The organism is Vibrio sp. YT-19(2023) (assembly GCF_033337395.1).
Genome location: NZ_JAWOQN010000004.1, coordinates 206,659 through 213,446, shown reverse-complemented (window position 1 = coordinate 213,446; position 6,788 = coordinate 206,659). Strand labels below are relative to the sequence as shown.

Annotated in this window: 6 protein-coding genes and 1 riboswitch; of the genes, 3 read left to right on the top strand and 3 right to left on the bottom strand. The window is 42.6% G+C overall.

Translation table 11 applies throughout. The annotated features are described in order from the left end of the window. Nucleotides 1-121: 121 nt before the first annotated feature. Nucleotides 122-1,723 carry a tetracycline efflux Na+/H+ antiporter family transporter Tet(35) gene (tet(35), locus tag R7E78_RS05130; RefSeq protein ID WP_017634691.1) on the bottom strand — a complete coding sequence of 534 codons (1,602 nt, stop codon included), beginning with the start codon at nt 1,721-1,723 and terminating at the stop codon, nt 122-124. Between the two features lie 109 nt (nt 1,724-1,832). After that, nucleotides 1,833-2,015, bottom strand: a riboswitch (Lysine riboswitch). 582 nt (nt 2,016-2,597) lie between these two features. Here tet(35) and R7E78_RS05125 point away from each other — a divergent pair. Further along, entirely contained in the window at nt 2,598-3,005 is a 408-nt protein-coding gene (locus R7E78_RS05125) for an H-NS family nucleoid-associated regulatory protein (protein ID WP_005378185.1), read from the top strand. Nucleotides 3,006-3,132: 127 nt separating this feature from the next. Here R7E78_RS05125 and R7E78_RS05120 read toward each other — a convergent pair whose 3' ends face one another. Next, on the bottom strand, nt 3,133-4,437 hold the full coding sequence (locus R7E78_RS05120; protein WP_025766879.1) for an inosine/guanosine kinase: 1,305 nt from the start codon (nt 4,435-4,437) through the stop codon (nt 3,133-3,135). Between the two features lie 117 nt (nt 4,438-4,554). Then, on the bottom strand, nt 4,555-4,824 hold the full coding sequence (locus R7E78_RS05115; protein ID WP_237305987.1) for a hypothetical protein: 270 nt from the start codon (nt 4,822-4,824) through the stop codon (nt 4,555-4,557). Between the two features lie 188 nt (nt 4,825-5,012). Between R7E78_RS05115 and mnmA the strand changes: the two genes are divergently transcribed. Together mnmA and hflD are read left to right on the top strand one after the other, a co-directional pair. Then, nucleotides 5,013-6,137: a tRNA 2-thiouridine(34) synthase MnmA gene (gene mnmA / locus R7E78_RS05110; protein ID WP_005378192.1), complete on the top strand. Its 1,125-nt coding sequence runs from the start codon at nt 5,013-5,015 to the stop codon at nt 6,135-6,137. Nucleotides 6,138-6,147: 10 nt separating this feature from the next. Continuing rightward, entirely contained in the window at nt 6,148-6,765 is a 618-nt protein-coding gene (gene hflD / locus R7E78_RS05105) for a high frequency lysogenization protein HflD (protein WP_005378194.1), read from the top strand. Nucleotides 6,766-6,788: the final 23 nt, after the last annotated feature.

Genomic DNA, 6,788 nt, shown 5'->3' with positions numbered 1-6,788 from the left:
TGAGTAGTTTTACAGGCAAAGCCGAAGCGGATGATAACCACCTACTGAAGTAGGTGGTTTAGGGCTGAAAATAAAAAAGGAGGCCGAAGCCTCCTATAAATTTACTTTTTAAATCAGTGAATTACGCACTCTGGCAAGACGCTATTTTAGACTTTGAAAGCCATGACAAAATAGCGCAAACGATAATGAATGTTATCGACGCTGCAATGAACGAGAACGCTATTGAAGCAGTCATACCAAGGGCAATAAAGCCGACGCATGAAACAAGCGCGACTGATAATGCATAAGGTAGCTGTGTTGATACGTGATCAATGTGGTTACAACGTGCACCCGTCGATGACAAGATAGTCGTATCTGAGATTGGTGAACAATGGTCACCGAATACCGCACCAGCTAAAACCGCACTCAGCATCGGTAGCATTAGCGCTACGTCTGTTGCGCCAGCCATGTCTCCAGCGATTGGAAGCATGATGCCGAACGTACCCCATGAAGTACCTGTTGAGAACGCCATCAGGCCAGACAACAAGAATAGGATAACTGGGAGCCAATGAGGGTTGATATTGCCCTGCGCCATTGTCGAAAGGTAAGTACCAGTCTTCATATCACCGATAACAGAACCAATGGTCCAGGCAAATACTAAGATTAGAATCGCACCAAACATAGACTTAGCACCAATCCAAAGTGTACGTGCGATCTCAGCCATTGGTAGACCTTGCTTCACAACAGTAAACAGTGCAACTGCTAAGCCAAGCAAGCTACCGTAGATTAGTGATGTACCTACATCTGTATTTTCAAAAGCACCAAGAAGCGCAAACTCCTTACCATCAGCAGCCAATGCTTGGCCACCCGTGTAAAGCATTGAAGCGATAGTCGCGATAATCAGCGTCACGATAGGAAGTATCAAATCTGACACTTTACCCTTTTCACTTTCACGGATATCTAGCTCTTCGTTTAGGTCATGCGCTTCTTGCGAGTCATTTTCTTTGTCTTTATCAAAGCCACGACCTTGCGATGCAGAGATCTCATGCTCACGCATTTTACCAATATCAAGACCAAACCACGCAACAGCGAACACCATTAGCAGCGCAAAAACGGCGTAGAAGTTCATTGGGATAAGACGAACATATGCGCCAAGAGCCGAATACTCTGTGATCCCATGTGAGACTAAGATCCCGCCAATAATAGTAATAATGTAAGCACCCCAGCTAGAAGCAGGCATAATTACACACATTGGAGCAGCGGTTGAGTCTAGAATGTACGCAAGCTTAGCGCGAGACACATAAAAGCGATCGGTTACTGGGCGAGAGATCGCACCAACAGCAAGGCTATTAAAGTAATCATCGACAAAAATGAATACGCCTAAAAAGGCGGCAAGAAGTTTGGAGCCGCGTTTACTCTTCACTCGAGATTGTGCCCATTCAGCAAAAGCACGAGTACCGCCAGATAGCGTTAATAAAGCTGTTGTCATACCTAATAAGATTAGGAAACCAACAATGCTCATGTTCCAAGTGTTAATTCCGCCATCTTCAATAAAGACAGAAGAAACTTGAGAACTGACGTAACCTGCGGTGTCGCTGATAGACCAGCTATTAAGTAGCACCGCACCTAGCACGATACCTACACCCAAGGAAACTAATACACGTCGAGTCAAAATCGCCAAAGTCAAAGCGACAATAGGTGGCAATAATGAAACAGGAGAACTAGAAAAATCTATTAAATTCATGATCTTCAAAAACCAAAGTTTGGCTAGAGATCTACTGCAGACAAGTCACGTAGCATACGATACGTGCTCATGTTGAACTTAGCGACAGGGAAGCGAACACTCCACCCAACCCTACAGTAGCGCTCCATAGTTTAATGTGAATATATACTATGGCAGTGTTGTTCCTTTCAGATACAACCCCAGCAAGTAACTTTGATGAGTTACTTACTTCGGCAATCTTCGCCTTCCACTATTATTCATTGGCATCACCCCAATAATAGCTACTCTTCGAGACCGCGCCTCTACGGCAACAACAAACAATTAACCACTAACTGTACAAATTAAAAACAAATTGTCTGCAATATTGCATCAGGTGGCAGCCATTGTACTTATGATGAGAGTCAATGCAACACATCAAACTAAATTAAACAAATAAATAATGACTGAGATAATTTATAAACCTTGCCTACTTCCATAAGTTTTGTGCAACTGAAATCACATCAATCATGTTATTTATGAAACATTATTACTACCTTAGAAATATCATGGTTTATCTTATATCAATAAATTAAGGATATATGACACAGCATTAAAGATGGATGCTTCATATTTTTAAGTAATAACTCAAATTTTTTTATAAAAAACCAAGCTGTCACTCTCTCTATACAATAATGATTGTTGATTTTAGTTCTCATCTAATAATGATTTATTTCGAGTGTAATAATATTAATTGCTTTAAAAAATAGTCAAATTTAAACAAAATCTTGATTTAGCATTTGCACATAAGGAAAAGATAAAGTTAAATATAAGGACTCTTTGTTTATTTATAGATTGGCATTATTTAATCGTAACGATAAAAAGTGCCCAACACATTAACCTTTTAATAGGAATCGTTATGTCAGAGCTGACTAAAACCCTTCTAAATATCCGTAGCCTTCGTGCATTTTCTCGTGAGCTGACTCTAGAACAATTGGAAGAAGCTCTAGATAAACTCACTACTGTCGTAGATGAGCGTCGTGAAGCAGAAGAAGCAGAACGCGCAGCACAAGCAGAGCAAGAAGCTAAGCTTGCAGAGATTGCTGAGAAAATCGCTCAAGACGGTATTGACGTAGAAGCACTTATTACTGCGCTATCTGGCGAAACTAAGACGAAAGGCAAAGCGAAGCGCGCACCTCGCCCTGCTAAATACAAATACACAGATTCAAACGGTAATGAGAAAACTTGGACTGGCCAAGGTCGTACACCTTCGGCGATTCAAGAGCAACTTGATGCAGGTAAATCTCTGGATGAGTTCCTAATCTAGATCCGTGCTATTTTTAAAAGGCTCCCATAGGGAGCCTTTTTTATTTAAACCATTACAAATAAAAAAGGCACGTTTCTTAATGTGCCTTTTACTTTAGTTACAGAATAGTTAATTAAATCGCTTCGTATTAACGTTCCCAGTATGCTTCTTCTAGGCTATCTTCTCGCTCAGGAAGTCCGCGCGACAATCGTGGTGAATGTTGCACGAGAACTTCGTAGCTAGCACGGTTTGCGTATTTGCAGACTTGAGAAAAAGAAGAGTAAGTTAAATACTCGTTACTGTGCTTGCTTGAATTAGGCACATTTTCTTTATGGTATTTATTTGCTGCCATATCATGAAGAACAGCAGATAACGCAGCATCACCTGCGCCATTTGTATTCTTAATTTTTTCTGGGCCACCCATATATGGCGAGATATGCGAGTACACTTTTATTGGCGTCTCGCATGAGTCTTTTTTCGCCGGACGACTGAATTCATAACGATTAAATTCAGCAATTGACCCTGGAAGTAATGGCAAAGAAGTTTCGCGCTTCGCGCTATCTTCCGTATAACCCGCCATAAATAGGCCTACAGGCCCCGCGGTGCACAATACTAGATCTGCCCACTCCAGTGTTTTATCAGATGCAGCAAGTGGGTCTGACTCACCCGTCAGAGCTTCTGCTTCATCTTCATTCATCGCAACGACTGAAACGTTATCTCGAATGAATTCTTGCCAATATTTCGGGTCATCTTGAATAACGAACTTCGTCCCAAGAGTCAGAACAACAGGTACATCATTCTTTTTCGCGTACTCAATCGCTTTCATTGTTGCTTCAGGCATTGGGTCGCCTTCTTTACAACGTACTAAATATGACGTTAGTACAAGCGCCGATGCATTTTTAAAGATTTTTTCTGGAATGCTATCAGGATGCAGTTGGTTCATTTGCCCTTCACTGATCGCAAAAGTACGTTCACCATCTTCTGTAATAAGAGCGAAACAACGACCGATAGCGCCATCAACACCTTGTAGATAGTTCAAGTCCATGCGGCTTGATGTATTACAAAGGTAACGGTAGCCATAGCTGCCAATTTTGATATCCTGGCTCATCACTCCAAGCAGCGTAGAGCGATCATCTGCTAGCACAGAGTAGTTGTGTAGCGTGTTACCAATTGTGCCACCCGCATACTCATTGGTAATTAAGTTCTCTTCTTTAAGTTGCTGGTACAACTCTTCTGCTCTTTCGTCATCAATAACCAAAGAGTGACCTTTACTCAGACCGTACTTTTCAATCACATCCGTTGTAACTTTAGCTTCAATATCAACCAAAGTTTGGTCAATACCAATGATGTGAGTGCGCGTCATCTTCTTGCTTTCTTGTGCTTGGCTCACCAGCGGGTCACGAGCATGAACAGGAAAATAGTGCTTCGATTTGCGTTGTCCAGGAAATTTCATATTGTCAGTCTGAGTAAGGGGATGAAAAGGAGAACGGATTCTATACCGCTAATAATAAAGCGGCAATAAAAGCAATTATAGCAAACGTTTGCTGACAGCTTTTTTCTTTTAGGTGGCTTATTCACCTTCCATAAAGCTGAGATCTGGTAGTTGCTCAAGGTGCTCGCTATAACGCTTTAGGTTGAACTCACCCTCATTCTTCATTACATCAAAAACCTCAATTGACATCGCACATGCCATCATCGCAACCGCATCTTCACGTGGTGTGCCAGTCATCATTAAACGCATAAGGGTTTCTTTTACTTTAAGCGGGTTACCATCTTCGAGCTGATTTTCAACAATTTCAATCAACTCACTTTCTTGCATAAATTGGTTTTCTTCTGTCATTTGATGTTTCCTCTTGGATTTTGGCCAACTATGCCATATATACCTCTTCTATACTTGCGAAATTACTCGTTCGAATCTTTGTTGAAGAAAAATCCAGCGAAACGAATTGTGATTTCGATCTCGGATCTGTCACCGGTCTGTGGATTCTGATAGAATCTGCATCCCGTTTATTTAAGTGGTGTTTAGTAATGTCTGATAACAGCCAAAAGAAAGTCATCGTCGGTATGTCCGGCGGCGTTGATTCATCTGTTTCCGCGTATCTTCTAAAGCAGCAAGGCTACCAAGTAGAAGGCCTTTTCATGAAGAACTGGGAAGAAGATGACAACGAAGAATATTGTACAGCGGCAGAAGATCTTGCTGACGCTCAGGCAGTATGTGACAAGCTAGGCATCCACCTACACACTATCAACTTTGCTGCCGAATACTGGGATAACGTATTTGAGTACTTCCTTGCTGAATACAAAGCGGGCCGTACTCCGAACCCTGACATTCTTTGTAACAAAGAAATCAAGTTCAAAGCATTCCTAGAATTCGCTGATGAAGTACTTGATGCTGATTACATTGCAATGGGCCACTATGTGCGTCGCTCTTTCCCAGAAAACGGTGAAAAACCACAAATGTTACGTGGTCTAGATGGCAACAAAGATCAAAGCTACTTCCTGTACACATTAAGCAACGAGCAAATCGCACGTAGCCTATTCCCTGTTGGTGACCTAGAGAAGCCAGAAGTACGCCGCATCGCGGAAGAGCAAGATCTAATCACGGCGAAGAAGAAAGACTCTACGGGTATTTGTTTCATCGGCGAACGCAAGTTTACTGAATTCCTAGGTCGCTACCTTCCAGCTCAACCAGGCAACATCGAAACACCTGAAGGCGAAGTGATTGGTCAACATCAAGGCCTGATGTACCACACGCTTGGTCAGCGTAAAGGTCTACACATCGGTGGCCGTAAAGGCGGCGGTGGTAACGAGGACCCATGGTTCGTTGGTGAGAAAGATCTAGAACGTAACGTTTTGATTGCCGTTCAAGGTAAAGACCATCCAATGTTAAAATCAGAAGGTCTACTTGCATCACAACTTCACTGGGTAGATCGTGAGCCAATTCGCGATGTTATGAAGTGCACAGTGAAAACTCGTTACCGTCAGGAAGATATTCCTTGTACAATCATCCCTATCGATGATGAAAACATTAAAGTTATCTTTGACGAGCCACAAATTGCTGTAACTCCAGGTCAATCAGCAGTGTTCTACAAAGGTGACGTGTGCCTAGGTGGCGGCATCATCGAGCAACGCATTAAATATTCTCAAGCTTAGGAGTCGTTACGTGGCGAATACACTTTATGACCGTACTATCGCTTTCGCTGGGATTTGCCAAGCTGTTGCTTTAGTTCAACAGGTAGCGAGAAACGGACATTGTGATCAAGATGCTTTTGAAACATCAATCAACGCTATTTTGAGCACGAACCCTGCTAACACAGTTGGCGTATTCGGTCGCGAAGCCGATCTAAAGCTCGGCCTAGAGTGCTTGGTTAAGGGGATTGATAGCACACCATCAGGCAGTGAAATTACTCGTTACATTATTAGTTTAATGGCGTTAGAGCGTAAGTTAAGCTCTCGTAACGATGCTATGTCTCAGCTTGGTGATCGTATTCAAATGGCCAAGCGTCAGTCAGAGCACTTTGAGCTACTAGACGATCAAATGATCAGCAATTTAGCGAGCATCTATCTGGATGTCGTTAGCCCTATTGGCCCACGCATTCAAGTAACGGGCACGCCATCTGTACTGCAGCAGACGGCAAGCCAACACAAAGTTCGTGCGCTGTTGTTATCTGGCATTCGTAGTGCAGTTCTTTGGCGTCAAGTTGGTGGTAAGCGTCGCCACCTAATCTTCGGGCGCAAGAAGATGGTAGAGCAAGCACAAATCCTTCTTGCTCGTCTGTAGTAAAATATCAAATAAGCAGCTCG

Bases quoted from the DNA above. Each gene is read 5' to 3' on its own strand.
- R7E78_RS05125 (WP_005378185.1), top strand. From the start codon at position 2,598: ATGTCAGAGCTGACTAAAACCCTTCTAAATATCCGTAGCCTTCGTGCA.
- R7E78_RS05120 (WP_025766879.1), bottom strand. From the start codon at position 4,437: ATGAAATTTCCTGGACAACGCAAATCGAAGCACTATTTTCCTGTTCAT.
- R7E78_RS05115 (WP_237305987.1), bottom strand. From the start codon at position 4,824: ATGACAGAAGAAAACCAATTTATGCAAGAAAGTGAGTTGATTGAAATT.
- mnmA (WP_005378192.1), top strand. From the start codon at position 5,013: ATGTCTGATAACAGCCAAAAGAAAGTCATCGTCGGTATGTCCGGCGGC.